At 74.4% G+C, this 719-nt stretch carries 1 protein-coding gene; it reads left to right on the forward strand.

From position 1 onward, the window contains the following. Positions 1–719: ribonuclease H-like domain-containing protein (locus tag HG543_RS53975; protein ID WP_169352717.1), on the forward strand; the 719-nt coding region annotated here is incomplete at both ends.

The raw sequence follows: 719 nt of genomic DNA on the forward strand, positions 1-719 counted from the left end.
CCACCGCCCGGCCCGCTGCCCGTGGAGCCCCGCGCCACGGCCTACGGCACCGTGCACGTGTCCGAGCGTGTGCTGCCGCCGGACCACCACCACGGCTCCGCGCCGCTGGCCGGGGCGCTGGACGTGGAGGGCTCGCTGGTGGCCAGCCTCGCGCTGCACGCGGACCTGGCGGGCGTGGACTTCCAGCGGATGCTCTTCCTGGACACGGAGACCACCGGCCTCGCGGGCGGCACGGGCACGGTGCCCTTCCTCGTGGGGCTGGCCTGGTTCGAGGGACGCTCGCTCCGCGTGCACCAGCTCTTCCTCCGCCGCCTCGGCGAGGAAGCCCCCATGCTGCGTGTCCTCGCCGAGCGCATGGCCCACTCCTCCTGCCTCGTCACCTTCAACGGCAAGAGCTTCGACTGGCCGCTCCTGCGCACGCGCTTCGTGCTCAACCGCGTGCCCGCGCCCGCCGAGCTGCCGCACCTGGACCTGCTGCACTGCGCGCGTCGCGTCTTCAAGCACCGCGGGGCCGGCGCGCGCCTGGTGCACCTGGAGGAGCAGGTCCTCGGGCACCGCCGCATCGGGGACGTGGATGGCGCGCTCATCCCGGAGCTGTACTTCCGCTTCCTGCGCGGCGGCGACGGCTCCGCGCTGACGCCGGTGCTGGAGCACAACGTCAACGACCTGCTGCTCCTCGCGGCGCTGCTGGGGGACCTGGTGCGGCGCTTCCGGGCGGG

This window comes from Pyxidicoccus fallax, from assembly GCF_012933655.1.
In the GTDB taxonomy this organism is placed as follows: Bacteria; Myxococcota; Myxococcia; order Myxococcales; family Myxococcaceae; genus Myxococcus; species Myxococcus fallax.